The organism is Bacillus sp. VA15, from assembly GCF_055721145.1.
This window is the reverse complement of record NZ_JBVQPQ010000007.1, coordinates 163,869-190,243: the sequence shown is the minus strand read 5'-3', so window position 1 is coordinate 190,243 and position 26,375 is coordinate 163,869. Positions and strand designations below refer to the sequence as shown.

24 protein-coding genes and 1 other annotated feature are annotated in these 26,375 nt (G+C 45.3%); of the genes, 3 read left to right on the top strand and 21 right to left on the bottom strand.

From position 1 onward, the window contains the following. Positions 1 to 1,815, bottom strand: coding sequence for a zinc ribbon domain-containing protein (locus AC0DBE_RS17500; RefSeq protein ID WP_327816642.1), 1,815 nt, complete (start codon positions 1,813 to 1,815; stop codon positions 1 to 3). Between the two features lie 132 nt (positions 1,816 to 1,947). Here AC0DBE_RS17500 and AC0DBE_RS17495 point away from each other — a divergent pair, with 132 nt between their 5' ends. Then, positions 1,948 to 2,409: a GNAT family N-acetyltransferase gene (locus tag AC0DBE_RS17495; RefSeq protein ID WP_087987532.1), complete on the top strand. Its 462-nt coding sequence runs from the start codon at positions 1,948 to 1,950 to the stop codon at positions 2,407 to 2,409. Positions 2,410 to 2,451: 42 nt separating this feature from the next. Here AC0DBE_RS17495 and eno read toward each other — a convergent pair whose 3' ends face one another. The 7 genes from eno to araE form a co-directional block, all read right to left on the bottom strand. Then, positions 2,452 to 3,744 carry a phosphopyruvate hydratase gene (gene eno / locus AC0DBE_RS17490; RefSeq protein ID WP_007409956.1) on the bottom strand — a complete coding sequence of 431 codons (1,293 nt, stop codon included), beginning with the start codon at positions 3,742 to 3,744 and terminating at the stop codon, positions 2,452 to 2,454. A 28-nt stretch (positions 3,745 to 3,772) separates the two neighbouring features. Then, positions 3,773 to 5,308 carry a 2,3-bisphosphoglycerate-independent phosphoglycerate mutase gene (gpmI, locus tag AC0DBE_RS17485; protein ID WP_014115200.1) on the bottom strand — a complete coding sequence of 512 codons (1,536 nt, stop codon included), beginning with the start codon at positions 5,306 to 5,308 and terminating at the stop codon, positions 3,773 to 3,775. Continuing rightward, entirely contained in the window at positions 5,301 to 6,062 is a 762-nt protein-coding gene (tpiA, locus tag AC0DBE_RS17480) for a triose-phosphate isomerase (protein ID WP_079288779.1), read from the bottom strand. Before tpiA ends, gpmI begins: the two co-directional genes overlap by 8 nt. A 30-nt stretch (positions 6,063 to 6,092) precedes the next feature. Beyond that, on the bottom strand, positions 6,093 to 7,277 hold the full coding sequence (locus AC0DBE_RS17475; protein ID WP_003219959.1) for a phosphoglycerate kinase: 1,185 nt from the start codon (positions 7,275 to 7,277) through the stop codon (positions 6,093 to 6,095). A gap of 316 nt (positions 7,278 to 7,593) precedes the next feature. Continuing rightward, on the bottom strand, positions 7,594 to 8,601 hold the full coding sequence (gene gap / locus AC0DBE_RS17470) for a type I glyceraldehyde-3-phosphate dehydrogenase (RefSeq protein ID WP_003219957.1): 1,008 nt from the start codon (positions 8,599 to 8,601) through the stop codon (positions 7,594 to 7,596). Positions 8,602 to 8,647: 46 nt separating this feature from the next. Beyond that, positions 8,648 to 9,670, bottom strand: coding sequence for a gapA transcriptional regulator CggR (cggR, locus tag AC0DBE_RS17465; protein ID WP_014115202.1), 1,023 nt, complete (start codon positions 9,668 to 9,670; stop codon positions 8,648 to 8,650). Between the two features lie 299 nt (positions 9,671 to 9,969). Next, positions 9,970 to 11,364, bottom strand: a complete 1,395-nt coding sequence (gene araE / locus AC0DBE_RS17460; RefSeq protein WP_072183257.1) for an arabinose-proton symporter AraE — start codon at positions 11,362 to 11,364, stop codon at positions 9,970 to 9,972. A gap of 203 nt (positions 11,365 to 11,567) precedes the next feature. Here araE and araR point away from each other — a divergent pair, with 203 nt between their 5' ends. After that, positions 11,568 to 12,656 carry an arabinose utilization transcriptional regulator AraR gene (araR, locus tag AC0DBE_RS17455; protein ID WP_041521074.1) on the top strand — a complete coding sequence of 363 codons (1,089 nt, stop codon included), beginning with the start codon at positions 11,568 to 11,570 and terminating at the stop codon, positions 12,654 to 12,656. A 48-nt stretch (positions 12,657 to 12,704) separates the two neighbouring features. Here araR and AC0DBE_RS17450 read toward each other — a convergent pair whose 3' ends face one another. Together AC0DBE_RS17450 and AC0DBE_RS17445 are read right to left on the bottom strand one after the other, a co-directional pair. Then, positions 12,705 to 13,715, bottom strand: coding sequence for an LLM class flavin-dependent oxidoreductase (locus tag AC0DBE_RS17450; RefSeq protein WP_061187908.1), 1,011 nt, complete (start codon positions 13,713 to 13,715; stop codon positions 12,705 to 12,707). A 157-nt stretch (positions 13,716 to 13,872) separates the two neighbouring features. Beyond that, positions 13,873 to 14,751, bottom strand: a complete 879-nt coding sequence (locus AC0DBE_RS17445) for a LysR family transcriptional regulator (protein ID WP_472963043.1) — start codon at positions 14,749 to 14,751, stop codon at positions 13,873 to 13,875. Positions 14,752 to 14,848: 97 nt separating this feature from the next. On the opposite strand from AC0DBE_RS17445, the gene AC0DBE_RS17440 reads away from it, so the two are divergent. After that, a complete protein-coding gene (locus AC0DBE_RS17440) occupies positions 14,849 to 15,766 on the top strand; it encodes a DMT family transporter (RefSeq protein WP_061187906.1) in 918 nt (305 codons plus the stop codon). 40 nt (positions 15,767 to 15,806) lie between these two features. Here AC0DBE_RS17440 and AC0DBE_RS17435 read toward each other — a convergent pair whose 3' ends face one another. The 11 genes from AC0DBE_RS17435 to AC0DBE_RS17385 all read right to left on the bottom strand — a co-directional run bounded on the left by AC0DBE_RS17435 (position 15,807) and on the right by AC0DBE_RS17385 (position 26,213). Beyond that, the gene (locus AC0DBE_RS17435) at positions 15,807 to 17,150 is read right to left on the bottom strand and encodes an amino acid permease (RefSeq protein ID WP_242734265.1); all 1,344 of its coding nucleotides are present in this window, start codon (positions 17,148 to 17,150) and stop codon (positions 15,807 to 15,809) included. A gap of 68 nt (positions 17,151 to 17,218) precedes the next feature. Continuing rightward, positions 17,219 to 17,454, bottom strand: a binding site (T-box leader). A 96-nt stretch (positions 17,455 to 17,550) separates the two neighbouring features. Beyond that, entirely contained in the window at positions 17,551 to 18,585 is a 1,035-nt protein-coding gene (locus AC0DBE_RS17430; protein WP_472963040.1) for a glycosyl hydrolase family 18 protein, read from the bottom strand. A 104-nt stretch (positions 18,586 to 18,689) separates the two neighbouring features. Then, positions 18,690 to 19,412: a lactate utilization protein LutC gene (lutC, locus tag AC0DBE_RS17425; protein WP_014115213.1), complete on the bottom strand. Its 723-nt coding sequence runs from the start codon at positions 19,410 to 19,412 to the stop codon at positions 18,690 to 18,692. After that, the gene (lutB, locus tag AC0DBE_RS17420) at positions 19,412 to 20,851 is read right to left on the bottom strand and encodes a lactate utilization iron-sulfur protein LutB (protein ID WP_014115214.1); all 1,440 of its coding nucleotides are present in this window, start codon (positions 20,849 to 20,851) and stop codon (positions 19,412 to 19,414) included. The genes lutC and lutB overlap by 1 nt, the downstream gene beginning before the upstream one ends. A gap of 26 nt (positions 20,852 to 20,877) precedes the next feature. Next, positions 20,878 to 21,594 (bottom strand): lactate utilization iron-sulfur protein LutA, encoded by a 717-nt coding sequence (lutA, locus tag AC0DBE_RS17415; RefSeq protein WP_061187904.1) that lies wholly within the window; start codon positions 21,592 to 21,594, stop codon positions 20,878 to 20,880. A gap of 174 nt (positions 21,595 to 21,768) precedes the next feature. Next, the gene (locus AC0DBE_RS17410; RefSeq protein WP_472963037.1) at positions 21,769 to 22,386 is read right to left on the bottom strand and encodes a DUF2812 domain-containing protein; all 618 of its coding nucleotides are present in this window, start codon (positions 22,384 to 22,386) and stop codon (positions 21,769 to 21,771) included. Next, positions 22,383 to 22,712, bottom strand: a complete 330-nt coding sequence (locus AC0DBE_RS17405; RefSeq protein ID WP_014115218.1) for a PadR family transcriptional regulator — start codon at positions 22,710 to 22,712, stop codon at positions 22,383 to 22,385. Before AC0DBE_RS17405 ends, AC0DBE_RS17410 begins: the two co-directional genes overlap by 4 nt. Before the next feature lie 119 nt (positions 22,713 to 22,831). Next, a complete protein-coding gene (yvfU, locus tag AC0DBE_RS17400) occupies positions 22,832 to 23,434 on the bottom strand; it encodes a two-component system response regulator YvfU (RefSeq protein WP_014115219.1) in 603 nt (200 codons plus the stop codon). A 16-nt stretch (positions 23,435 to 23,450) separates the two neighbouring features. Further along, complete coding sequence (locus tag AC0DBE_RS17395; protein ID WP_326200448.1) at positions 23,451 to 24,566, bottom strand: sensor histidine kinase; 1,116 nt, start codon at positions 24,564 to 24,566, stop codon at positions 23,451 to 23,453. A 3-nt stretch (positions 24,567 to 24,569) separates the two neighbouring features. Further along, a complete protein-coding gene (locus AC0DBE_RS17390; protein ID WP_003219923.1) occupies positions 24,570 to 25,307 on the bottom strand; it encodes an ABC transporter permease in 738 nt (245 codons plus the stop codon). Beyond that, the gene (locus AC0DBE_RS17385; RefSeq protein WP_072565282.1) at positions 25,308 to 26,213 is read right to left on the bottom strand and encodes an ABC transporter ATP-binding protein; all 906 of its coding nucleotides are present in this window, start codon (positions 26,211 to 26,213) and stop codon (positions 25,308 to 25,310) included. Between the last annotated feature and the right edge of the window lie 162 nt (positions 26,214 to 26,375).

Below are 26,375 nucleotides of genomic sequence, written 5' to 3'. Positions count from 1 at the left end.
TTATTGAATAGACGTTAAGTAAATTCTTCCGTTCTTCACTACGCCGATATAGGTCCAGTTATATGTTCTGAGCTTTGGACTGCCGCCTGATTTTGTGATGTAGAATTCTTCATACGTTTTAATCGTAATCGCTGATCCATTTTGGCTCCAGCTTTTCACTTCATAGTTATTAAAGTCTTCTGTTGTCCCCTCTTTATTTAATTTCGCCACGAGGTGCTGCTGGTCGGAATAAAGGGAACTGCCTTTTTCAAGGCTGTCTTCCATCAGCGAGAAATTATTTTGATTCACGGCATCTGCCTGACCTTGCAGATAACTGCCCATAAATAATGTCACTTGTTCATCTGTAACATCACCGCTTGTTGACCTTTTACTGTCTTTATTTTTTGAGCCTTCCCAGGCGGATGTGTACGTCTCCGGTTTATCATTTTTGATTTTCTTTACATTTGTTCCGGCAGATTCAAATGTTGATTCTGCATTTTCGAAAATCCATTTTTTCTGTTTTTTATCATATGAAAGGAGATATTCGTAACTCGGGCTGTCATCAGTCATTTCAGGATTTGAATAGTCGTTATACGAAGAAGACTGGTGAAGTTCTTTCCCTGTTACCGATACCTGCCATGTCCCGTCGTTTTTCTGAGAGAGCGCGAATGTATCTAGGTCAAAATCTGTTTCTAAGTATTTATCTTTTAAGTATGAATCCGTGTTTTTCATAGAATCGACGGTATCCTTCGTCTCTGCTTTCCATTTGGCACTAGCCTCTGTCATCTGGGCTGTATTCCCATCTGATAGCGCTTTAGAGTACTGTTTTGTTGTTTTGACAATCGTGTTCATCATCGTTTCCTGAGTATCTTGATCAGGAATTAACGTTAATTCCATTTCTTTATGATCAATCGGAACGCCCGCTGTTTTTGTTTTTCCCCATGGAAACTCTGCTTCGACCGAAGCCGTCATGGATCCGTCTGTCAGAAGCGGGCCGTATGTTACGGATTTGAACGGGTCTTTATGAATCGACTTGCCGTTAATCAGCAAATCTCCCTTCCCGCTTTTAATGTCATCCGCTAAGCTGAATGTCACATCGTCAGCTTCCAATGAGAGATCCACACGAAAGCTGTTATCGCCAACCGCCTGAATGTCTTCCTTTTTCACAAGATCGACTACATCGTTTTTCAGTTTGGCTGAGACTGTATAGTCACCGGGAATGTACGGACCGAGGGTTTGTGCTTGATCCGCCTTCTTTACAGATCCGGCTTCCTCTTTGTTGACATATAAATCGGTATTTTTATAATTGCTGGTCACTTCAAAATAAACAGGTGCTATCTTTAAGTCATAATGGTCAAATACTAGCACGCTTTTCCCGTCTTTCTCCGCATATACGATATCCTTTTGGGCTGTTTCAGCACGCAGCGATGCAAAAAGCTCATCTTTTTTGTCAGGATGGTCCTTTAAATAGGTAAGAAACGGTTTTACATTATTTTTAGTCAGCTTGAGCTTGTCATTTACCGGCGTAAGGAGAGACGCGATTTGCTCTTTATCCTCATTATTTACAGCCTGTTCAAATTTGTCGACTAACCTATCCTTTGAAGTAAAGTACGCTCCGGTTTTATATGCGGCGAATAATATGATGCACGCTGCGGCAATGCTGCCCCATAAAACGATGGTCTTCTTAGGGATTGGTTTTCGAGGAGCCTGCCTCGTTTCAGCATTACTTGCTGTTTCTTTATGTGCCTGTCTGCTGCTCTCTCCGATCGGGGTGCCGCATTCTTTACAAAACTTGGCTCCTTCTTTATTTTTTTGACCGCATTCCTTACAAAACATGTGACTTTCCTCCTATTTTCTATCCACTAATTTGTACAGATTTCCTATGTTACATATTTTATAATAGAATGGTATGAAATTGGAGGAAATCACAAAAATATCTCTATAAACATGTGAAAAGGTGGAATAATGATGCAACAGCTCACCATTCAAAAAGCTACAAACTATAACCAAGCGCTGTATGAGCTTCTGCTGCTCGCCGATCCGTCGAAAGAGATTGTTGATGAATACATAACCAGAGGAGAATGCTACACTGCCTATATATCGGGCGAACTGGCTGGTGTATACGTGATGATCACAACCAGACCGCAAACCGTAGAAATCATTAACATCGCAGTAAAACCAACAATGCAAAAACAGGGCATTGGCAAGCTTCTTATCCGCGATGCCATTGAAATAGCGAAACAAATGGGAGCAAAGGTAATTGAGATTGGCACTGGAAATTCCAGCATCCATCAGCTGTCTCTTTATCAAAAATGCGGATTCCGCCTTCAGGCGATCGATCATGATTTTTTTATTAGACACTATGATGAGGAGATCTTTGAAAACGGCATTCAATGCCGTGATATGGTGAGGCTTTATTTGGATCTCTAAAACATAAAAAAACCGCCGAGAATTCTCCCGGCGGTCATTTTATTACTTGTTTAAGTTGTAGAAAGAGTTAATACCGTGGTATTGAGCAGTTTCAGCCAACTGATCTTCGATGCGAAGAAGCTGGTTGTATTTCGCAACACGGTCCGTACGAGACGGAGCACCTGTTTTGATTTGTCCTGCGTTTGTTGCTACAGCGATGTCAGCGATTGTGCTGTCTTCAGTTTCACCAGAACGGTGAGAGATAACAGCAGTGTAGCCTGCGCGTTTCGCCATTTCGATCGCATCGAATGTTTCAGTCAATGTACCGATTTGGTTTACTTTGATCAGGATAGAGTTGCCTACGCCGTTTTTGATACCTTCAGCAAGTTTTTTCGTGTTTGTAACGAAGAGGTCATCACCAACAAGCTGAACTTTTTTGCCAAGACGCTCAGTAAGAAGCTTGTGGCCTTCCCAGTCGTTTTCGTCAAGTCCGTCTTCGATAGAGATGATTGGGTATTTAGAAACCATTTCTTCGTACCAATCAACCATTTCAGCAGATGTTTTCACAACGCCTTCGCCAGACAGATGGTATTTGCCGTCTTCTTTGTTGTAGAACTCAGAAGATGCAGCATCCATAGCAAGTTTCACTTCTTCGCCAGGTTTGAAGCCGGCTTTTTCGATTGCTTCAACGATTGTTTGAAGCGCTTCTTCGTTAGAACCAAGGTTTGGAGCGAATCCGCCTTCATCACCTACAGCTGTGTTCATTCCTTTAGCAGAAAGAACTGATTTCAGGCTGTGGAAGATTTGAGCGCCCATGCGAAGTGCTTCACGGAAGTTAGGGGCACCTACAGGCATGATCATGAATTCTTGAATATCCACGTTGTTATCAGCATGCTCTCCGCCGTTTACGATGTTCATCATCGGTACAGGAAGCGTTTTTGAGTTGAATCCTCCAAGGTATTGGTAAAGAGGAATCTGTAAGAAATCAGCAGCAGCGCGCGCACAAGCCATAGATACGCCAAGGATTGCGTTCGCACCAAGTTTGCCTTTGTTTTCAGTACCGTCAAGTTCGATTAAAAGCTGGTCGATAGCGTTTTGTTCAGTTACATCAAAGCCAAGAAGCTCTGGAGAAATGATTTCGTTTACGTTGTTAACAGCTGTTAACACGCCTTTTCCAAGGTAACGGTCTTTGTCGCCGTCACGAAGCTCAACTGCTTCGTATTCACCTGTAGAAGCTCCGCTTGGCACTAGTGCGCGGCCGAAAGCTCCTGTTTCTGTATATACTTCAACTTCAACTGTTGGGTTGCCGCGGGAGTCTAATACTTCGCGTGCATAAACATCAACAATGTATGGCATGAGTTTTGTCTCTCCTTTTGATTTCAAATTATTTTTGAATTAACGATGTTCCTGTCATTTCTTTCGGTTTTTCAACACCGAGAAGGTCTAATAACGTTGGTGCAAGGTCGCCTAGGATTCCGCCTTCACGCAGCGTGATGCCTTCCTTCGTAACAATCACAGGGACTGGATTTGTCGTATGTGCAGTGTGCGGTTCGCCTGATTCTGTAATCAGAATATCAGCATTACCGTGATCAGCGGTAATGATAGCATGTCCGCCTTTAGCGAGAATCGCGTCAACGACTTCGCCTAAGCATTCGTCCACTGCTTCAATTGCTTTAATTGTTGGTTCAACCATTCCGGAGTGGCCGACCATATCAGGGTTTGCGAAGTTAAGAATGATCGCGTCATGCTTGTCAGCTTCAATTTCTTTGACAAGCGCGTCCTTCACTTCATACGCACTCATTTCAGGCTTCAAGTCATATGTTGCAACTTTCGGCGAGTTGATTAGAATACGCTCTTCACCTGGGAATTCAGCTTCACGGCCGCCGCTCATAAAGAACGTGACGTGCGGATACTTTTCAGTTTCTGCAATTCGAAGCTGTTTTAATCCATGCTGAGATAATACTTCTCCGACTGTGTTATCAAGATTTATCGGTTTAAACGCCACATAGCCGTCAACTGATTCACTGAAGTGAGTCAGGCAGACGAAATGCAGGTTCTTCGGATAATTCTCGCCGCGGTCGAAATCGCGGAAGTCTTTGTTTGTGAACGTGTTAGAAATCTGGATGGCGCGGTCCGGTCTGAAATTATAGAAAATCACAGAATCGCCGTCTTGGATTTTCGCAACAGGCTCACCGTTTTCTTTTGTGATGACAGATGGAATCACGAATTCATCATAAATTCCGTTCGCATATGAATCATCCACAACATCCAGTGCGCTGCGGTATGTCGGGCCTTCGCCGTATGCCATTGCGCGGTACGCTTTTTCTACGCGGTCCCAGCGTTTGTCGCGGTCCATTGAGTAGTAGCGTCCGGAAACGCTGGCGATTTCTCCAACACCGATTTCCTCAATTTGTTCGTTCAGCTGGTTGATGTATGTTTTCGCTGTTTGCGGACCTACATCACGGCCGTCAAGGAAACCATGAATGTAAACCTTTGTCAGCCCTTCATTTTTCGCAAGCTTTAACAATGCGAACAAATGATTGATGTGGCTGTGCACGCCGCCGTCTGATAAAAGGCCGAACAGGTGCAGGGCTTTGTCGTTTTCTTTCGCGTTGTTAATCGCGTCAAGGAATGTTTGATTGCGTTCGAACTCTCCTTCACGAATGGCAACATTTACGCGTGTTAAGCTTTGGTACACAATACGTCCCGCACCGATATTTAAGTGACCTACTTCGGAGTTCCCCATTTGCCCTTCAGGAAGACCTACAGCCTCGCCTGAAGCAGTCAATGTTTGATGAGGATACTGGTTCCAGTAGCGGTCAAAATTCGGTTTTTTCGCTAAAGCGACTGCGTTTCCTACTGTTTCGTTACGTAATCCGAACCCATCAAGAATGATGAGTGCAGCTGGTTTTTTACTCATATTGACCTTCCTCCAATAATTGAACGAATGACTGTGGCTCAAGGCTCGCGCCGCCGACCAAAGCACCGTCAATATCGGATTCTGCCATATATTCTTTAATGTTTGCAGGCTTTACGCTTCCGCCATATTGGATGCGAAGCTTGTCTGCAGCTTCTTGGCTGAAGCTTTCAGCGACGGTTTTACGGATATGCGCACACACGTCGTTCGCATCTTTTGCTGTAGAAGATTTGCCTGTTCCGATTGCCCAGATTGGCTCATACGCAATAACAGAAGCAGCAACTTGTTCTTCAGAAAGACCAGCAAGGCCTTTTTTCACTTGGTCAGCTACAAGATCATTTGTTTTGCCGGCTTCGCGCTCTTCAAGCGTTTCACCTACACAGATGATCGGCACAATGCCGTGTTTGAAAGCAGCGTGTGCTTTTTTGTTAACTGTTTCATCAGTTTCAGCGAACATTTCACGGCGCTCAGAGTGGCCGATGACGCAGTAGTCAACGCCAAGGTCGTTAAGAGCAACCGGGCTGATTTCGCCTGTGAACGCTCCGCTTTCTTCGAAGTGCATGTTTTGTGCGCCGACTTTTAGGTCAGTGCCTTTAACAGCAGAAGTAAGCTTTTCTAAGAAAAGTGCTGGCGCGCAAACAACAGCTTCCGCTTTGTCTGCTGCTGGAATGGAAGATTTCACTTCTTCAACGAAGCTGACAGCTTCGTTGAGTGTTTTGTTCATTTTCCAGTTACCGGCGATAATTGGTTTTCTCATCTGTTCCACTTCCTTATAGCAGTTTTGAGATTATTTATCGTTAAGTGCAGCTACCCCTGGAAGCTCTTTGCCTTCCATAAACTCAAGGGATGCGCCGCCGCCTGTTGAGATGTGGCTCATTTTGTCAGCAAGGCCGAATTTTTCAACCGCTGCCGCAGAGTCTCCTCCGCCGATGACAGAGTATGTATCTTTCGCCTCTGCCAATGCTTCCGCAACCGCTTTTGTTCCTTGAGCGAACAAGTCGATTTCGAATACGCCCATCGGTCCGTTCCACACGACAAGTTTGCTGTTTTTGATTACGTCAGCATACGTTTCGCGTGTTTTCGTACCAATGTCGATTGCTTCTAAATCACTAGGGATTTCAGAGATCGGCACAATTTTCACGTTTGCATCGTTAGAGAAATCATCTGCAACGAGTACATCTTCAGGCATGTAGAAGTTAACGCCTTTTTCTTTCGCGCGGTCCATAAATGATTTCGCAAGCTCGATTTTATCCTCTTCAAGAAGAGATTTACCGACTTCATGGCCAAGCGCTTTAACGAATGTATAAGCAAGACCTCCGCCGATGATCAGGTTGTCTACTTTATCAAGAAGACTTTCGATCACACCGATTTTGTCTTTTACTTTCGCTCCGCCGATGATCGCTGTGAACGGGCGGTCAGGGTTAGAAACCGCTTTTCCGAGTACGTCAAGCTCTTTTTCCATTAAGAAACCTGCAACTGCTGGCAGATGCTCGGCAATTCCAGCTGTAGATGCGTGAGCACGGTGGGCAGCACCGAATGCGTCATTTACATATACATCTGCAAGCTCAGCAAATGCTTTTGCAAGCTCAGGATCATTTTTCTCTTCACCAGGGTAGAAACGTACGTTTTCCAATACAAGAACGTCTCCGTCCTTCATGTCAGAAATTTGTGCTTTTACAGCATCACCGTAAGCTTCATCCGCTTTTTTCACTTCTTTGCCAAGCAGTTCGCCGAGACGTGCAGCGACAGGAGTTAAACGAAGCTCCTCAACCACTTCGCCTTTCGGGCGGCCTAAGTGGCTCGCAAGAAGGACTTTTGCGCCTTGTTCTGCAAGGTGTTTGATTGTTGGAAGCGCAGCACGGATACGTGTATCGTCTGTTACTTCCCCGTCTTTCATTGGAACGTTAAAGTCAACGCGGCAGAATACAACTTTGCCTTTTACGTCGATGTCTTTGAGAGTTTTCTTATTCATGCCTAGGAGATCCTCCTTCAAAATGGTTTGCATACAGCACGAAAAACGTGAAACCGTCTGGTCAAGCGATAACTCCGCTAGGGCAGATCGCAGTCTTTTTCGGCACAGGGCAGTTCGTCTGAAGCCAGGGCAGCGGCCTTAGGCGAAAGCGCCGGCAAAGCTGCTAAAAACGCGGTCGTTTCTCTATCACAGAACGTTTTCTGAAAGCCGGTCTTCATGGAAAAAGGGAAAGGGAGTCCGTCCCCTTCCCTTGTCCGCTTTCATTATAGCGCTTCTATTCAAAAGAACCAAGTCAGGTCCTTTTTTCAGCTATAAATTAAAGACCTTTTTTTGCGATGTAAGCTGCAAGGTCAACAACGCGGTTAGAGTAGCCGCTTTCGTTATCATACCAAGAGATTACTTTTACCATGCTGCCTTCCATAACCATTGTAGAAAGAGCATCGATTGTAGAAGAGTTTTTGTTTCCGTTGTAGTCGCCAGAAACTAATGGCTCTTCGCTGTAGCCAAGGATTCCTTTAAGATCGCCTTCAGCTGCTTCTTTAAGAGCTGCGTTTACTTCTTCAGCTGTTACTTCTTGGTTCAGTTCAGCAACCAAGTCAACTAGAGAAACGTTTGGAGTTGGAACACGCATTGCTCCACCGTTCAGTTTGCCTTTTAGTTCAGGAAGAACTAGAGAAACTGCTTTAGCAGCACCAGTTGATGTTGGGATGATGTTTTCAGCTGCTGCACGCGCACGACGGTAGTCTTTGTGCGGAAGATCAAGGATTTGCTGATCGTTCGTGTAAGAGTGAACAGTTGTCATCATACCGCGTTTGATGCCGAATTTGTCGTTAAGTACTTTTGCAAACGGCGCAAGGCAGTTTGTTGTGCAAGATGCGTTAGAGATAACATCGTGGTTAGCCGCATCGTATTTATCTTCGTTAACACCCATAACGATTGTGATATCTTCTTCGTTAGCAGGAGCAGAGATGATTACTTTTTTCGCGCCAGCTTCTAAGTGTTTCGCAGCGTCTGCGCGTTTTGTGAAGAAACCAGTAGATTCAACTACGATTTCAACGCCTTGTTTACCCCAGCTAAGTTTAGCAGGATCGCGTTCTGCAGAAACTTCAATTGTTTTGCCGTTAACAACAAGGTTGTTACCGTCAACTGAAACTTCAGCGTCTAATTTTCCGTGTACAGAATCATATTGTAAAAGGTGAGCCAGCATGTTAGCATCTGTTAAATCGTTAACCGCTACTACCTCAACTTCAGGATTGTTTAATGCTGCGCGGAATACGTTACGTCCAATACGACCAAAACCGTTAATACCGACTTTTACTGCCATGATTGTTTCCTCCTTTAAATAAGTGAGAGATATTTATATTGAGGGATTATTCATCCCTTAATAACTTCTTTGCGGCTCCTTCGTCTGTGACGAGAACCGTGTTTCGGGGCTTTTTAAAGTAAGCCTCGATCGCCTCGGCTTTTGATGATCCGCCCGCTACCGCAATAATATCGGGGATGGCGTCTATGTCATCCAGCTGCATTCCGACAGAATGCACTTTGTGGACCACTTCGCCGTCCGCGTTAAAATAGTAGCCAAACGCTTCTGTCACTGCGTCGTGATCATCTATTTTCTTTAAGTCTTCTAAAGGTGTGTTTCTCCGCTGAGCCATAGTTTTAGCTTCACCGATTCCGTGAACCAGCATACTCGCTGATTTAATCGTGTTCAGCACCTCTTTGACAGAAGGTTCTTCAATAATAGATGAATAGGCGCCTTGTGACAGCTGTCCCGGAACAAACAAAAGCCGGTAAGTGCCTGAAGCCTTTTCCGCCATATGCGCGCATATGGTGTTCGCCTGGTTTTTCACGTCTTCGCCTAAACCGCCTCTTGCAGGCACAAACAAAAGCTCACGGTTTTTAGAATCCGGCGTCATCATTTCGGCGACAGCTTCAATTGTCGTACCGCCAGTTACAGCGACGATATTTTTGCCTGAAAATCTTTTTTTCATACATGCGACAGCTGCTCTTCCCATTTCTTTTTTGACCCATGGGGATTGATCGCTATCTCCGGACACGATAATAGCATCCTTTAGATTTAAACGTTCTTTTAATGTCTTTTCCAAAAGCGTCAAACCTAAAACATCTTTCATCGTATCTTCCAGAACGGAAAGCAGTTCATAACCCTCTTCTGTCAATGTCATGCCGTTTGTTTTAATATCGACCAGGTTCTGTTCCTTTAAAAACTGAACCTCGCCCCTCAGCACACGCTCGCTGATTCCGAGACTGGCAGACAGGCTTCTTCGCCCGATGGGTTCTGTCAGCCTGATATACTGCAAGATTTCAAACCTCTTTTGCATAACGAGCAGAAGATCAGGCAATAATTTTTTTTGAGCTTGTATTAACTGGTTCATGACTCAAACGTTCCTTCCTTTTTTTGCTGGACATTATACGTCCCGCTATGACAAAAAACGTCCCATCATAGCCAAAAAAAATTATTTCTGCTTTCTTTAATTATTTTAACAGGGTGCAATTGTTTATTCAACTGTTAAGAGTCAATTCATCGACAATATTCGCAGAGTTTTCATGCCGCAGCGTTTTATCCAGCATTATTTTTTCCTATATATCTATATCTTATACAGTAAACGCCAAAAGGTGCATCCCAACATAAACAGCCCTTCCAAAAGAAAGGGCCTGTTTTTTTAAAGCGTTTTCATTTTATCCAGAGCTTTTCAATCTCTTCAAGCGATTTGTTCTTCGTTTCCGGACAGATCGTAACAACAAACAGGAAGCAAAGGATGTTAATCACCGCAAAAATCCAGAATGTATAGGCGAGCCCGAATGAATCGATCATCATTGGCACAAACTGTCCGATCGCCCAGTTTGCTCCCCATAAAAAGATGGTCGCAATACCCGCGGCCCGCGCACGCAGATGGTTCGGGAAGATTTCAGAAATCATAATCCATGTGATCGGCCCTACAGATACACAAAATGCCGCCACAAAACCTAAAATAAAGAAGACCAGCATAAGTCCGTCTGTTAACTGAAAGTAGAACGACGTTCCGATTAAGATCATAAAAATAGCCATAAAAGCAGATCCGATGGACATCAGTTTTTTTCGTCCAACTTTATCAATCAACAGCACCGCAATAATGGTAAAAATGACTTCTACAACCCCTACGATACAGGTTGTCACAAATCCGGCATTTTGTCCGAATCCCATCATTTTGAAGATTTCCGGCCCGTAGTAAGTAATCGCGTTCATGCCAATGACTTGGTTAAACAGCGCCAGCAGGATTCCAATGACAAGCGCCTTTCTGAGACCCGGCTTGAAAAGCTGGGAGAGCGATCCCATTTGTTCTATTTTTAAAGAGTTCTCAATGTTCTTTAATTCTTCTTTTGCAACAGTTTCTCCATTAATACGTGTCAGTATCTTTAGTGCTTCTTTTGTTTTGCCCGCTTTCGCCAGCCATCTCGGACTTTCCGGCACGACGAGCAATACGAGGAAAAAGATCACAGACGGCACCATTCCATAAGCGAGCATCCATCTCCAGCCGGTGTGCACACCCCATTCGTATGTTCCAGACCGCTGCACAGCGAGATTAATAAAGTACGTCGCGGAAATACCCAATATCGTAAAGAGCTGATATAAGGAAGAAAGGCTTCCGCGTATGGCAGGCGGCGCAGCTTCCGTAATATACGTAACAGAGAGTGATGAGCCCATCCCAATCCCGAGGCCTCCGATAATCCTTGCAATAATTAAGGTAGACACGTCTTGAGAAAGCGCTGAAACGATGGCTGATATCGCAAATAACAAAGCAGCTGTCATTAAAATTTTTCTCCGTCCGAACCTGTCGCTTAAAAATCCAGAAATTCCGACGCCCACTACTCCTCCGATCATAATGCTGGAAATCACAAGCCCTTCCATAAACGGACTCAGACTGTATAAATCTTTCAGAAAACCGATGGCGCCTGAAATCACTGCCGTGTCATAGCCGTACAATAAGCCGCCAAGTCCCGCCGCGCATGAGATCAAAATGACAAATCCCATTGAATGGCTTCGTGTTACAGGAGCATTTGGTTCTAATTGAGTTGGAGTATTCTTCATTTCCCTGCCCTCCCGAATGTTGAGTAAAGCGTTTACATTTACTTCTGTAATTGTACGTACTTATATTAAAATTTAACGAAAATTTCATTTAATTAGTACGTACAAATATAGAATAATCCTGTTTGCATTTTCTGTCAATGTTTTCTTACAAAGGACGCTGTGATATACTGAAATTTGTCCGTATACATTTTGGAGGAATGGATATGTTACCAAAATACGCTCAAGTAAAAGAAGAAATCAGTTCATGGATTAATCAGGGCAAAATACTGCCCGATCAAAAGATCCCTACCGAAAACGAATTAATGCAGCAATTCGGCGTCAGCCGGCATACCATTCGCAAAGCGATCGGAGACCTCGTATCACAAGGTCTGCTGTACAGCGTGCAAGGCGGGGGCACCTTTGTCGCTTCACGCTCTGCTAAGTCAGCGCTGCATTCCAATAAAACGATCGGCGTTCTGACGACCTACATATCAGACTATATTTTTCCGAGCATCATTAGAGGAATCGAATCCTATTTAAGCGAGCAGGGATATTCCATGCTGCTGACCAGCACAAACAACAATCCGGACAATGAACGCAGAGGATTAGAAAACCTGCTGTCACAGCATATTGACGGATTGATTGTAGAACCGACAAAAAGCGCTCTGCAAACGCCGAATATTGGCTACTATCTTAATTTAGAGAAAAACGGCATTCCTTTTGCGATGATTAACGCGTCATACGCCGAGCTTGCCGCACCGAGTTTTACCTTGGATGATGTGAAAGGCGGCATGATGGCAGCGGAGTACTTGCTTTCTATCGGCCACACGCACATGATGGGTATTTTTAAAGCTGATGACACACAAGGTGTGAAGCGGATGAACGGGTTCATACAGGCACACCGTGAGCGTGAGTTATTCCCTTCTCCGGATATGATTGTGACGTTTACGACAGAAGAAAAAGAATCAAGACTGCTGGAGAAAGTGAAAGCCACATTGGAGAAAAACAGCAAGCATATGCCGACAGCCATACTTTGTTATAACGATGAAATTGCGCTGAAGGTGATTGATATGCTGCGGGAGATGGATATCAAAGTGCCGGAGGATATGTCTATCGTCGGGTATGACGATTCGCATTTCGCCCAAATCTCCGAGGTGAAATTAACCTCTGTCAAGCACCCAAAATCCGTGCTTGGAAAAGCAGCTGCCAAATATGTTATTGACTGCTTAGAGCATAAAAAGCCGAAGCAAGAGGATGTCATATTTGAGCCTGAGCTGATCATTCGCCAATCCGCCAGAAAACTGAATGAATAAAAAAAGCAATGTATGGGTCTCCCCGCTACATTGCTTTTTTTATAGCTGTTATCTGTTTTTCCACACGTCAGCGATGATTTCAAACGAACGCATTCTGTCTGCGTGTTCATAGGTTTCTGAGTTGACCATAATTTCATCAGCCTGTGTCGTTTTGACAAAGTCTTCTAGCTTCGCCTTCACTTCTTCCGGACCGCCGACAATCGTGGAGCTCAGCTGTTCATTGACCATCGCTTTTTCATACGGGCTCCAGATTTGATCCATATTCTCAACAGGCGGCTTAAGCTGGTTCGGGGTGCCGCGTACTAGATCAAGAAATCTTTGATAATGCGAAGTCGCAAGATGCTGCGCTTTCTCGTTTGTATCTGCCGCGATAATGGTGACGCCGACCATTGCATACGGTTCGTCGAGCACTTCTGACGGCGTAAACGAATTGCGGTACAGCTCCAAAGCGGGAACCGTATTCGCCGGCGAGAAATGAGCGGCGAACGCAAACGGAAGACCCAGTTCGCCTGCCAGTCGGGCGCTGAAGCCGCTTGATCCCAGCAGCCAAATCGGCACATCTATACCCTCTCCTGGAATGGCGCGGACTTGATTGCGCACATTTCCGGACGGTTTAAAGTAATTGCGCAGTTCCTCTAATTGTTCTGGGAAATCTTCACCGCTGCTGATGTTTCTGCGGAGCGCTCTTGCTGTCAATTGATCTGTTCCCGGCGCACGTCCGAGCCCCAGATCAATCCGTCCGGGATACAGCGTTTCCAGTGTGCCGAATTGCTCAGCTATCACTAGTGAAGAGTGGTTCGGAAGCATAATGCCGCCGGAGCCGACGCGGATTTTCTTTGTGCCGCCGGCAATATGGCCGATCAAAACCGCGGTGGCAGAGCTTGCGACACCTTCTATATTATGATGCTCAGCGAGCCAGTAGCGGTGATAGCCCCATTCCTCCGCACGGCGCGCCAAGTCCATGCTGTTTCGGAATGATTCTGCAATCGTTCCTCCCTGAACAACCGGAGATAAATTCAAGACAGAAAGCAAGGTATCTTTGCGTTGTTGAGTAGACATGTTTTTCTCCTTTGCAATTGTGATATCAGTAAACAGCCTCAAGCTGTCAAGTCATGATCGAAAGGACTTCTCTCACACCATAACACAACTGCAATCAGGAATAAAAGAATTTGATTCGATGAAATTCGAACAATATAAAACGAACGGGTTGGCACCGTTATTCTGCACCAAACAATTCCTGCGCCATATCAATGAATAGCTTAGCCGCCAGAGAAGCCTCCTTCAGTGATGGAACAGCAAGCTGCACATCACGGTACACCTGCGGGTCCAAATCCCGCGTCACCACATGCTCTGGCAGCGGCATGCCCGACATGGACATTTCTGATAAAATCGCCAGGCCCAATCCTTCTCTGATCATATTGACCGAGGTGTTCATGTTATAGACTGTGAAAGCGGCGTGAAGCGTAGCGCCCGCCTGCCTGAACATATCGATAAAAGGCGATTCATAGCCGCCGTCACAGACGATCATCGGTTCACGGTCGAGATCTTTCAGCGTAATAGCCGAACGGCTGCAAAGCGGATGATCGTCCCTGAGCACGACGGTCATTTTGTCTTTTTTCAGCCGAATGTATTCCATCTCCTCTGTTGGATACAGAAGAATGCCGACATCTATCATCCGTGTGTGAAGCCACTCCTTGACTTCATTTACACTTCCCTCGTGCAGCACGAGCTCCAGTTTCGGATATTTTTGTTTAAACTCACTGATCAGCTTCGGCATAAAATAAGCCGAGGCAGTTGAGAATGTGCCGATATGGATCGTTCCCAGTTCAAGCCCTTTTTCCGCGGCTGCGACTTGCTCAACTTTTTCAATGCCTTTTAAGACTTCCCTGATGTGGACTAAGATTTTTTTCCCCGTCTCGGTCAGCATCAGGCCATTGCGGCGGTCACGAATGATCAGCTTCACATCAAGCTCAGCTTCAATCGCGGAAATCGCATGGCTGACAGCCGGCTGTGTCATGTTCAGCGCCTGCCCCGCTTTTGTAAAGCTTCCCGTTTCAGCAATTTTCACGAAAACCCTTAATTGTGTAATGGTCATAACAATTTACTTATGCTCCTTATAAAAAAGATTCATTTTATTTATCTTATATTCTACAGTATCATAATGGAAAAGTTCTACAAGGAGTGATTGAAAAGTGAAACAGCTCTCAAAAACGCGGACAGCGCTCCTGCTCGCCTTTCTCGTCATCATGTGGGGCATCAATTGGCCGCTGTCAAAAGCAGCGCTCGCCTATTCGCCGCCATTGTTGTTCGCGGGCATCCGGACGCTGATCGGCGGGCTTTTATTAGTCATTGTCGCACTGCCGCGTATTCATAAATTGCGCTTAAAAGAAACGTGGCCGATTTATCTTATTTCTGCACTTTTAAATATTACGCTATTCTACGGCCTCCAAACGATCGGGCTGAACTACCTTCCAGCGGGCCTGTTTTCCGCGATCGTCTTTTTTCAGCCGGTTCTGATGGGCGTGTTTTCTTGGGTGTGGCTCGGCGAATCCATGTTTGCCATGAAAGTAATCGGGCTGATCCTCGGTTTTGCAGGAGTAGCTGTCATTAGTGCCGCAGGCTTTGGCGGGCATATTTCTGTTATTGGGGTTCTGCTGGCTCTCGGCTCCGCACTCAGCTGGGCGCTCGGAACAGTATATATGAAAAAAACAGGCAGTCGTGTCGATTCCATCTGGATGGTCGCCTTGCAGCTGACGATCGGCAGCGTGTTTCTGCTTATATCCGGCCTTTGGACAGAAAGCTTTTCTGCGATCCAATGGACAGCTCCGTTTATCACGAGCCTGCTGTTCATCTCTGTATTCGTTATCGCACTCGGTTGGCTTATCTTTTTTACACTTGTCGGTTCAGGAGAAGCAAGCAAGGTCGCTTCCTATACTTTTTTGATTCCGCTCATTTCGATCGTGGCCAGCTCTATTTTCCTGCATGAACCGCTCACCTATAGCCTATTGGCGGGTCTGCTGCTGATTGTGACGAGCATCTGCCTCGTGAATTCAAAATCAAAAGCACAAAAAGCAGCGGCGATCTGTGTAAAGAAGAAGGCTGCACAATAATAAAAACCCTCTTGTCGGATGTGACAAGAGGGTTCCTTATTTACTGATGCTTGCATCCTTTGACCAAATATACAACTGTAATCAAAAGGTAGATCGCCGCAGTAATGCTGGTAATGACAATTGACGTTGTCAGGATGACCCCGATCAGAATGGCGAGTAACGCCAGAATCGCAAACCATGTGGTGTACGGGAACCATTTTACATAATAGGCCGGTGTTTCTGTTTGCTCTTTTCTCGATTTCAAATGAGCGAATCCGATGATCAGCCAAATGAATAAAACGGTATACCCCAATGATCCCATTAAGTAATTAAACGTTTGGCTTCCTGCGAACAGAGAAATCAATACGCCAATATAGAGAGAGGAGGTGCACATCAGAATCGCAAACATCGGCACGTTTTTCGATGAAAGCTTCGAAAAGATCTTCGGAAGCCTTCCGTCAGTAGCCTGTGTATATAAAATGCGTGATGATCCGTATAAACCTGAATTCATAGAAGAAATGATCGCCAGCAGGATGACTGCGTTCATAATATGATCCGCGCCCGGAATACCTACCATTTTAAAGACCATAACGAAAGGACTTTCCGGAACGGAATTGACTTGATTCCATGGAATCAGGCTGACGATGATGAAAAACGGCAGCAGGTAGAACGCGACAATCCGTGTCAGTGTGCTTCGGACAGCTTTCGGGACAACCTTTTCCGGATTCTTTGTTTCAGCAAGCGTTACACCGATAATTTCTGTACCGCCGTAAGAGTAGATCACGACAAGCATCGCCGTAATCAGCCCTGTGCCGCCGTGCGGGAAAAATCCGCCGTGCTCTGTCAGGTTTGAAAACCCGGCAGCTGTATGATCACCGAATGATACAAATAAGAGCAACAATCCTAATATAATAAAGAGAATAATAACAGTAATCTTGATCATTGCCAGCCAATATTCGGTTTCGGCGAAGATTTTAACAGAAAGCAAGTTTACAATCGTGACGATAAGAGAAATCCCTAATGCCAAAACCCAGATCGGACAGCCCGGCAGCCAATATTGGATAAAGATCGCAGCCACAACAGCTTCAGCCGCAATGTTAAGCACCCACATTTTCCAGTATATCCAATCCAAGAAATAAGCAGCGTAATTTCCTAATACCTGTTGAACAAGATCCCGGAAGGTTCTGGCGTTTCGATTGCGCACAGCCATTTCCGCGAGCCCCTGCATAATAAACAGCAAAATAATGCCGCCGAGCAGGTAAGCGATAATGACAGATGGCCCTGCCACATCAATCGCTGAGCTGCTCCCTTTGAATAAACCTGCGCCGATTGCTCCGCCCAGCGCCATCATCATAATATGGCGGGACGTCATCGTGCGTTTTAACGTCTGATTGTCCTTTTTCATCCTCTTGTACCTCTCCTTCTCATTTTCAAAAACAAAAAAGCCCGCCGTCTCCTATCTAATCTAATAGATAAAGAGACGACGAGCCTTCGGCTGACCGCGGTACCACTCTTGTTGATTCTTCATGAAGAATCCAGCTTTTGACCTGTAACGAAGGTTAGCCGTTAAAACATGGGGAATATTCAATCTATTCCGTTTCGTCTTACCACTCCCGGGCGAGTTCAAAGAAGAATCAGGCTGCGTCGCACCATCCCGCAGCTCTCTGTTCTGATCACTTTCTTTTACTGCTCCCAATCTATGTGTTTTAGTTTTCTGAAAAACTTAAATTTTACGATCTGAATATATTAACATAATATACGTGCTTCTCTTTTCCCTGTCAATAACTTCAGAAAAAAAGAAACTGTTATTTTGTCCCTTTTTGAATGGCTTTCCAAAAGGATTCTGACTCGTTTCCTAATGCGTAGACTGAGACACCTGCTATTTTATATTGCTTTGCCAGGTGGCTTTTCGTTTGAATGGTTTTTTCGTTTTCATACCACACGACATGTTTATGCTTCTTTTTGTCAACGTAAGAAAACGTCATCGAACCTGACTTTTTGTTGAATGCCGGCTTTGCTTTTTGCTTTTTGATGAGGGACTTGAGTTCATTCCATTCCCACATTGTGCTCCCGCTGCCGTCTTTCATATCCCAGTCATAGCCGTACGCCGGGATTCCCATGATGACTTTATTGGCTTTGATTTTTTTAACCGAAAACTGCAGAGAGCTTTTGATCCAGCTTGTGCTTGCCACTGAGCCCGGCTCGCCCCAAATGCCGTGTTCGTCGTAAGTCATGACTTGTACGTAGTCGGCATATTTACCGATTTTCGCATAATCATACGGCCAGCTCCATTCATCGTTTTGATCATCTGCGCTTTTGGCCGGAACAGAAACCATTGTTTTGATCTGTTTCTTTTTCAGAGCCTGTGAGACATCTTGAATGAAGCGTGAGTATTTGGATCGGTCTTCTGGATTCACTGCTTCAATATCGATATTGATACCGTAGTATGAGTGCTTTTTAGCCAGTGCTATTAGCTGATCTGTGAATCGTTTTTTCGCTGTTTTATTACTCATGACTCGACTCGCTAAATCTCCGTCAAAATCGTAAATGTCGTCATTATAGTTTGAAATCACAGCCCAGGTCTTGATTTTTTTCTTTTTCGCATATGTCAGCTGCTTGCTTGCGGCATCGCCAATGACTTGTCCGTTTTTTTCAAACGCAAACGTATCTGTAGCGATGGCATTCATGTATGTATGATACTTCGTTAGAGAATTGTATGAGGCCGTATCCCCAGTCGTGTAGCCTAATGTTACGCCGGCTGCCTTCGCTTCTGTTTGTGTATACATAAACAGCACGATCGCAATCGCCAGTGAAACAGCTATAATCAGCCATTTTTTCATCGCACTTCCTCCTTTTTCAAGTCATACTCTTCTCATCGGCCAAAAAATTGGATAGTTGAAGTTTTTTTCAAGCAGAAAGCCCGGCATATGCCGGGCTTTTAAAATCAACGGTCAGAAACGAGAATGTATGCGGCTTTTACAGGTCCGTGCACCCCGACGACCAAATCCATTTCGATGTCGGCTGAGTTACTCGGTCCGGTAATGTAGTTGATGCATGAAGGAACAGTGACGCCGTCCGCAATGTTTTGACGGATGATTTCACTGGCTTGCGTCATTCTTGGCACGATGCTTGATTTCGGGACAATCGCAATATAGGTCGTCGGCAGAAGGCTGACAGACCGGCCGATGTCTTTTGAGGAAAAGAGGACAACCGTCCCCGACTCAGCCAGTGTGATTTCACTGAATGTGATCCCTACATTGGCTTGCTCCGCTTTTTTGATATTTTCTTCGCCTTTGTCAGCATCCCACTCCCAGACCGGCGTTCCTTCGCCCGGCCAGTCCTTGGTGAGCAAGCTTTTTAGTCCATATTCTTCAAAGCGGGGGTCCTTCGGAATGATGACAGGGCCTCCGGAAAACCGGCTGACCTGCTCGCGGAGGGCATCGTAAAGGCCGGTTGAATCCGTTTCAATCAGCTCTGTATGGATTTTGACGCAATGGTTTTTGAGGACTGTGACTAAGTCATCCGCTGAATATCCTTTAAGTGTTTGATATTGCGGCTGATGAGCCCACTCAGGGACTGCCACGCCCCCTGTTCTTCTTTCACGGCCCAGGCGTGATGCGATTCGGTTTAAAAAGCTCTCCTGATTCTGAACGTTTCCCTTCGTCATCACTGCTCCTCCTTCGTGCGTTCACTTGTTTCTCTGTCCGTAAACCAATCTCTGAATCTCGATTTATGCGGTGCCGGGAAATCGCGGATCTGTGTCCAGCTTTTGAGCGGGCCCGGCCCTTTCGAAATTTTTTCGTCCTCTGTAAAAGGCGTCATGGCGGCTGGCGCCCATTTTGAGCCCATTTTATAAAGCGACAAAGAGGACGCGCCAAGCCCGAACGCTTTCATCGCAAGCTTTTCACTGATCGGTGCTCTGCCTTCTTTTTCGACGATGTTCTGGCGATGCTTGAGAAGCAGCTCATGAAGCGGAATTTTGACCGGACAGGCTTCAGAACAAGCCGCGCACAATGTAGACGCGTACGGCAGCTCCTTAAAATCGTCATAACCTCCGAGCAACGGCGATAAAACCGCTCCGATCGGCCCCGAATAGATGGAGCCGTATGAGTGTCCGCCGACATGGCGATACACAGGGCAGACATTGATACAAGCTGCACAGCGGATACATTGCAGCACGGATTGGAATTCCGTTCCGAGAATATTGGACCGGCCATTGTCAACAATGACAAGATGGAATTCCTCCGGCCCGTCCACTTCCCCTTCCAGCTTCGGTCCTGTCAAAGCCGTAATATAACTTGTCAGCCGCTGTCCGACAGCGCTTCTTGTCAGCATGCTGACAAGGACTTCAAATTCAGAAAATGACGGGACAATCCGCTCCATTCCCATCACAGTGATTTGCGTTTTCGGCAAGGTGCTCACAAGCCGTCCATTTCCTTCATTGGTCACAAGGCTGACAGAACCCGTATCAGCAATGGCGAAGTTACAGCCGGTAATGCCGATATCCGCCTCCAGAAATTTTTCCCGGAGGATGGCGCGCGCATGCATCACTAGCTCTTCCGGTTTTTCTGTATGTTGATAGTCCAGCCTTTCTTTAAATACATCGCGTATCTGTTCTTTATTTTTATGAAGGGCGGGCGCTACGATATGTGAAGGCGGATCATGATCATCAATCTGCAAAATATACTCGCCGAGGTCGGTTTCGACGACTTCGCAGCCTTCCTGTTCCAGCACCTCATTCAGATTGATTTCCTCTGTGACCATTGATTTTGATTTTACGATTTTCTTCCCATTCTTCTTTTGAATGACATCGCGAATATAAGAAGATGCCTCTTCCGCTGTTTCCGCGAAATAGACATGCCCCCCTCTTTTCGCCACATTTTCGGCTAGCTGGCCGAGATAGAAATCGAGGTTTTCAAGGACATGCTGCCTGATTTCCTCTGATAGCGAGCGCCACTCCTCCCAGTTACCCAGCTCTTCGGCTGCTTCAAGGCGCCGTGTCCGCAAACGCTCCTGCGCCCCCGAAACAGCGCCTCTCATAAATTCATTATCGATCCCCTGTGATACCCGCTCTTTAAAAGCGTCAGTACCGATTTTCATCGCCATGATCCTTTCCCCCTCTGAATCCAGTTTTATCTGCTGTTGAGCACTTCGGCGATGTGCATCACTTTGACATTCTTGTCTTTACGATCAAGCCGTCCCCCGATATTCATCAAACAGCCGCAGTCAGCACCGATCAGCACCTCTGCTCCCGTTTCCTCCACGCATGCGACTTTTTCATCGACCATCTGCTCAGAGATCTGCGCCATTTTGACGGAGAACGTTCCTCCGAATCCGCAGCAGTTATGTTTGCCCGGAAGCGCTGTGAATTCTAGGCCCTTCACATGGCTCAGAAGCTTCATTGGCTCCTCCCGAACCCCGAGCAGCCTTGTCATATGGCACGACGTATGTAAGGTTGCTTTTGTATGAAGGGTCGCGCCGACATCCTCTATCCCAAGGACGTTCACGATAAAATCCGTCAGTTCATACGTTTTATCGGCAAGCTTTTGCGCTTTGTCTGCCCATTTCGGATCATCCTGAAACAGGTGCGGATACTCCCGGAACATCGTCGTGCAGGAACCGGAAGGGCTGACGACATATTCGGAATCCTGAAACGTTTCGATCATCCGTTTCATTGCTTTTTTGGCGTCATTCACATAGCCGCTGTTGTAAGCCGGCTGCCCGCAGCAGATCTGCCCCTCCGGAAAATCAACCTCACACCCAAGGCGCTCCAGCAGCTCAACTGTTGCTTTTCCGACATTTGTTTGAAACATATCAACAAGACAAGTGACAAAAAGTGAGACTTTCATGATGAACCCCTCTCTCATCCCCAATATATGATCAGGTCATCTGATGACCTGAGTTAAAATAACTATATGAATATCGTACACTATTCTGATAATGGAAGGGAAGGGTTTTCTATACATTCCTGCAATAAAAAACGCCTGTTTCACTGGACAGACGTTCATGGTGCAATACACTTTTTAATGGTCATACAGGCACTTCCTGTACTTTTTATATGTTTTCACAAATAGATATAAGAAGCTAAGAGCGCTGAGGAGAACAATCCATCCCGCTCCCCCTCTCATCAGTGCAAAAGGTGTTTCAAACAAAAAGGACCCGATAAAAGTTGCTCCGGTCTTATCCCACAGTCCCGGCGTATAATACAAACTCTGGGGACAGATAAATAAATCAGTATTCAAAGCATTGGCAGTAAAGAGAGTCAGGATGAAGGATAAGAATATAAATGAAAGTGCAAAGTACGCTTGAAATAAGCGTTTGTATCTTCCAGCTCTGGATTCTGCATCAGAAAAAATATCGTCTGATGCACTGGAGTTCTCTTTTCTAAAATAATGCAGGCCTTGTGAACTGAAAAGATGCTTCCATCCGCTGTCTTCAAATAGAGTGCGATAATCAGTAAAATCCTCCGGATGTTTAAAGGTGCGATAGTCTATTTTGACGATAGAAGGGTCTGACGTTGCTTCGTCTGCAAACCGATAGGAAAAAAACCCCTTTCCTTTCAATCCGTACCCCTTATCTGCCATCTTATTGAGCCACTGTTCCTCACAGTCTATGTCCGTAAAATATCTGTATTTCTTCATATGGCCTCCCCCTTTTTATTTAACTCCTGCCTTGTTATCTCAACCAGCCGCTCCATTCTCTCCATGTCCTTCCTTAATACACTTCTTCCAAGTTCAGTGATGATATATGTTTTTCTGCGGCGGTCTTCACTTGGATAAGGCTCTATCAATTGATGCTTCAATAAGTTTTCGATTGCGCCATAAAGAGTTCCAGGCGCCATTTTAACTCTTCCGCCGCTAAGATCTTCAATATTTTTCATAATGATGTAGCCGTGAGCAGGATGTAACAAAGATAAAAGTACATAGTAAACAGTCTCAGTCAGCGGCAAATGCTTATTTTCATTCATATATCGGCCTCCATATTCAGTACAACTGTATAGTTCCATAATATACAGTCGTACTGAATATTTCAACCATAAATAACCAGATAAACAAAAAAACCTGGCTATAAATAACCAGGTCTACATTAAATCCATCCTTTTTCCTCAGCAATGCTGGCTGCTTCTGTCCGATTTTTCGCATCGAGCTTTTGGATGATTTCTGATATATAGTTTCGGACTGTGCCTTGAGATAAATAGAGTTCCAGCGTAATATCTTTTGTTGTCTTGCCTAAAGCCGCCAGACGCAGAATTTCTTGCTCTCTTACAGTAAGCGGATTTTCGTCTCGCATCATATTAAACGTCAGCTCCGGGCTGAAGACTCGTTTTCCCTTTACACACTTTCGGATAGCGTCGGCCAGATCGTCAATTTCGCCGTCTTTCAGCAGATAACCATGTACGCCGGCTTTGACGGCGCGTTCAAAATATCCTGGGCGGGCAAAGGTGGTTAAAATAATAACCTTGCTGCCGCAGCCTTTTTGCATTAATTCCTCTGCCACATCCAGCCCGCTTCGAACCGGCATTTCAATGTCCATAATGCATACATCCGGCTCCAGCTTCAAAATGGCTTTTAACGCCTCTTCCCCATTTAATGCTTGTCCGATGACTGTCATATCCTCTTCTAAATCAAGCAGAGATCCCAAAGCGCCTAACAGCATTCGCTGGTCCTCAGCAATAAACAGACGAATCATTCTTTTCGTCCTCCTATCATTCTCGCTTTTTTATAAGGGGAACTGTCAGTGTCACAACTGTTCCGTTATGAGCTGAAAGCGTTAATCCCCCTTCAATGAGCATGAGCCGTTCTTCCATTCCCCGCAGGCCATTCCCAAACATTTTTTCCTTCGCCGCTCCCTTTCCGTCATCCCGTATGACAATCCTCATTTTGTCAGCGAACTGGGTAATGGTGATGGCGCAGTGGGTGGCATTGCTGTGCTTGATGATATTGGTCACGGCTTCCCGCATACACATGCTAATAATATTTTGAGTGACGGGAGATATTGCTGAAAAGTCTTCGTCCCCTTCGTATTGAAAGGTAATGTTCCCCGTTCTTAATATATGCTGAATGTTGGCGAGCTCCTCCGTCATCGTGACTGTTCTCATATCAGAAACCAGCTCACGAACTTGCTTGAGTGCGGCTCGTGAACTTGTTTCCATTTCTTTTGCTTCAAGCCGGGTCCGTTCTGGATCAGATGTTGCCAGCCGCTGAATCAGCTGGCTTTTTAATGTAAGCAGCGACAGAGTATGGCCGAGAGTATCGTGAAGATCACGGGCGATTCGAACGCGCTCCTCCCTTTTGGAGAGTTCTTTTATCTGTTCGTTGGCTTGGGCAAGCTTGGTTTCGAGTTCAATTCTCCGAAACAAAGAACGGATTCCAAATGGAGAAATGAGCATGATAACGAGAAACGGGAGAACAGAAAAAAGCTCCCGGAGCGAGACCGAATTCGCAAGTAATTGATAAAAACAAGGGAATAGCAGCATAAAGATTAAACCGCAGAACGCACGGTTAAACTTTGTTTTCTCTTTGTAATAACCAACAAAGTTTGCCGGGAAAAAACCTAAATAGATATAGGTGATATTGTAAAACACACTATAGATAAAAATAACCGCCATTTGCACGATAAGCCAATACGTAAACGAAGCTCTGTCCACACTGCAGAACAACTGGCGATATGCCATGACAAAAAAGATCAGCATGCCATATCCAATCATCTGTTTGATGCCTGATTCTCTCAATAAAGTAAGAAACGGCATGATGGTATACACCAGAAAGATATAAGGGAAAAACCCGAATTGCCTAGGGAATATGGATGTTAAGAGTTTCATGTATTACACCGCTTCTTGTTTTCTTCTTATATATTTAGATAGTAGCATGAAGAGCATCAAATAAGCGATTAATACCAGAATATTTTTCCAGGTTGGACTCCCGCCTCGGACAAGTTCCCACGCTCCGCTCCCGAAATGATAGGATGGAAGCCACCGGCCAATGTTTTGCATCATATCAGGCATGACCTCAAACGGCATCCACATGCCCCCGCCTAAAGCGAGCAGCATGTAAAGCACATTACTGATTCCGGCTGCTGTTTCTACTTTTCTCATGAGGCCGATGAGTGTACCTAACGCTAAAAACGGCAATGCGCCAAACAAAATCCATAGTCCGCTCATGATCCATTCAAACGGTGACAAGGCAATGTCATTGATAATTGCGCCGAACAGAAAAATGACGGTAATGGATAAAACGTGAATCACACTTTGGCCGATCATCTGAGCTGATAAATAGATATGATCCGGAAGAGGCGTAATGCGGATAAAAGCTGTCCAGCCTTGTGACCGCTCTTGAACCATACGGATTCCAAGCGTCATGATAGAGGATCCCATCACACTGAAGACTGTCATCGACATTAAGTAATGGGCGTCCCATGCACGTTGATCAGGTACGTTGGTATTCACTACATTGGTAAAGAGATAATAAAAGGCAATCGGCATCATCAGCGACCAAAGCACAAAGTACTTATTCCTAAGCACCCTTTTCATTTCAGCTATGCTTTGTTTCTGCAGCATGTTCACTCACATCGCCTCCCTGTTTCCGTCAGCCAGCTGGCGAAATGCCTCATCGAGCGTTCCTTGCTCAATCCGGATATCGCGTGCATGTATGTTTTCTTGAAAGATCAGCGCTAACACTTTGTCTGTATTTGATGTTTGGATGATGGTTCTCTTATGCTTGTGGATCACCCGCTCAACTTCCGGATGACGAGACAGCCTTTCCAAGGATTCATCTGAATGTAACGTAAAGGAAACAGACTGTTTTTGAATCCTTGAGCGGATTTGCATTGGCGAGTCGTCAGCTACAAGGCGCCCGTCAGCAAAAAATAAGATTCGCTGTGCGGCATCATCTGCTTCCTGTAAATAATGAGTTGAAAATATAATCGTTTTTCCTTGGTCCGCCAGTCCATGAATGGTCTGCCAGAATCGATGTCTTGATGAAGTGTCCATCCCGACTGTCGGTTCATCGAATATCAGCAGCTCCGGGTTCCCGGCAAGAGCCAAAGCAAAGCTCAAACGGCGTTTTTGTCCGCCGGATAATTTTTCTGCTCTTGTTTTCAAATCTTCTTTTGTGAGTGCTGTTAACGAAACGAGTTCTTTCATGGACAATGGATTCGGATAATAGCTTCGGAAGAGTTCGAGGATTTCACTCACCTTCAGACCCGGCATGACACTCACTTCCTGCAGCATCACGCCTATTTTTTCGCGAACCTGTTGATCATCGGGAACCCGGTTAAATAGTTTGATTTCTCCCTTACTCGGTTTCAGCAATCCTAGGATCATGGAGATGACGGTCGTCTTCCCTGCCCCATTCGGTCCAAGAATAGCTGCAATTTCTCCTTTTTTCATACTGAAGCTGATGTTGTTTACAGCTGTTTTTTGCTGAAAATGTTTTGTCGTATTGCTTACTGATACAATCTCATTCATCACATGAGCACCTCCTGATGGCTTACATTGATTGTAAAATGACGGAGAAGATGACGTTAGTATGGGGTGTCATGATATCAGAGTGACAAATGTCATATTCTTTCTTACTGCCGATCCCTAGACCAACCATCCTCTACCTCTTCCAATTCATCCAGCTTGCCTATG

What these genes read in the sequence shown, in the direction of transcription:
- AC0DBE_RS17475 (WP_003219959.1), bottom strand. Translation starts at nt 7,277, where the DNA reads ATGAATAAGAAAACTCTCAAAGACATCGACGTAAAAGGCAAAGTTGTA.
- yvfU (WP_014115219.1), bottom strand. Translation starts at nt 23,434, where the DNA reads ATGATTCGTCTGTTTATTGCTGAGGACCAGCGAATGCTGTTAGGCGCT.
- AC0DBE_RS17430 (WP_472963040.1), bottom strand. Translation starts at nt 18,585, where the DNA reads ATGAAAAAATGGCTGATTATAGCTGTTTCACTGGCGATTGCGATCGTG.
- AC0DBE_RS17495 (WP_087987532.1), top strand. Translation starts at nt 1,948, where the DNA reads ATGCAACAGCTCACCATTCAAAAAGCTACAAACTATAACCAAGCGCTG.
- AC0DBE_RS17450 (WP_061187908.1), bottom strand. Translation starts at nt 13,715, where the DNA reads ATGTCTACTCAACAACGCAAAGATACCTTGCTTTCTGTCTTGAATTTA.
- eno (WP_007409956.1), bottom strand. Translation starts at nt 3,744, where the DNA reads ATGCCATACATTGTTGATGTTTATGCACGCGAAGTATTAGACTCCCGC.
- gpmI (WP_014115200.1), bottom strand. Translation starts at nt 5,308, where the DNA reads ATGAGTAAAAAACCAGCTGCACTCATCATTCTTGATGGGTTCGGATTA.
- lutB (WP_014115214.1), bottom strand. Translation starts at nt 20,851, where the DNA reads ATGGCGATGAAAATCGGTACTGACGCTTTTAAAGAGCGGGTATCACAG.
- gap (WP_003219957.1), bottom strand. Translation starts at nt 8,601, where the DNA reads ATGGCAGTAAAAGTCGGTATTAACGGTTTTGGTCGTATTGGACGTAAC.
- tpiA (WP_079288779.1), bottom strand. Translation starts at nt 6,062, where the DNA reads ATGAGAAAACCAATTATCGCCGGTAACTGGAAAATGAACAAAACACTC.
- AC0DBE_RS17445 (WP_472963043.1), bottom strand. Translation starts at nt 14,751, where the DNA reads ATGACCATTACACAATTAAGGGTTTTCGTGAAAATTGCTGAAACGGGA.
- araR (WP_041521074.1), top strand. Translation starts at nt 11,568, where the DNA reads ATGTTACCAAAATACGCTCAAGTAAAAGAAGAAATCAGTTCATGGATT.
- lutA (WP_061187904.1), bottom strand. Translation starts at nt 21,594, where the DNA reads ATGAAAGTCTCACTTTTTGTCACTTGTCTTGTTGATATGTTTCAAACA.
- AC0DBE_RS17405 (WP_014115218.1), bottom strand. Translation starts at nt 22,712, where the DNA reads ATGAATGAAAATAAGCATTTGCCGCTGACTGAGACTGTTTACTATGTA.
- cggR (WP_014115202.1), bottom strand. Translation starts at nt 9,670, where the DNA reads ATGAACCAGTTAATACAAGCTCAAAAAAAATTATTGCCTGATCTTCTG.
- AC0DBE_RS17410 (WP_472963037.1), bottom strand. Translation starts at nt 22,386, where the DNA reads ATGAAGAAATACAGATATTTTACGGACATAGACTGTGAGGAACAGTGG.
- AC0DBE_RS17435 (WP_242734265.1), bottom strand. Translation starts at nt 17,150, where the DNA reads ATGAAAAAGGACAATCAGACGTTAAAACGCACGATGACGTCCCGCCAT.
- AC0DBE_RS17395 (WP_326200448.1), bottom strand. Translation starts at nt 24,566, where the DNA reads ATGAAACTCTTAACATCCATATTCCCTAGGCAATTCGGGTTTTTCCCT.
- lutC (WP_014115213.1), bottom strand. Translation starts at nt 19,412, where the DNA reads ATGACGAAGGGAAACGTTCAGAATCAGGAGAGCTTTTTAAACCGAATC.
- araE (WP_072183257.1), bottom strand. Translation starts at nt 11,364, where the DNA reads ATGAAGAATACTCCAACTCAATTAGAACCAAATGCTCCTGTAACACGA.
- AC0DBE_RS17500 (WP_327816642.1), bottom strand. Translation starts at nt 1,815, where the DNA reads ATGTTTTGTAAGGAATGCGGTCAAAAAAATAAAGAAGGAGCCAAGTTT.